Origin of the sequence: Marinifilum sp. JC120 (genome assembly GCA_004923195.1) — a bacterium.
GTDB lineage: Bacteria > Desulfobacterota > Desulfovibrionia > Desulfovibrionales > Desulfovibrionaceae > Maridesulfovibrio.
This window is the reverse complement of the sequence record RDSB01000228.1, coordinates 1-403: the sequence shown is the minus strand read 5'-3', so window position 1 is coordinate 403 and position 403 is coordinate 1. Positions and strand designations below refer to the sequence as shown.

Sequence of the window (403 nt, the reverse complement as noted above, 5' to 3'; positions counted from 1 at the left end):
ATTCCTGGTACCGCGGCTTATCTCGATGATATATTGATCATGGGTACAGACTATGCTGATTTAGAGAATAAGGTGGATACGGTTCTCAGACGCATAGCAGATTATGGATTCAGACTGCGTGCCGAAAAATGTGATTTTTACATGGAGCAAGTGCGGTATTTGGGATTCATAATTGATAAAAACGGGAGAAAACCTGATCCTGAAAATGTCGAAGCCATTAAGTCCATGCCTCCACCGACGGATATATCAACTTTACGTTCTTTCTTGGGAATGGTTAGTCATTATGGAGTTTTTCTGCCAGATCTGCATCGCCATCGTGCTCCTCTTAATTGCTTATTGAAAAAGGATACTAAATGGTTCTGGTCAACTGAATGCCAAGAAGCATTCCTAAAACTGAAGCAGC

Annotated in this window: 1 protein-coding gene; it reads left to right on the top strand. The window is 41.4% G+C overall.

The annotated features are described in order from the left end of the window. Positions 1–403 (top strand): hypothetical protein (locus D0S45_20925; GenBank protein TIH03140.1); only part of this gene is annotated, 403 nt, incomplete at its 3' end.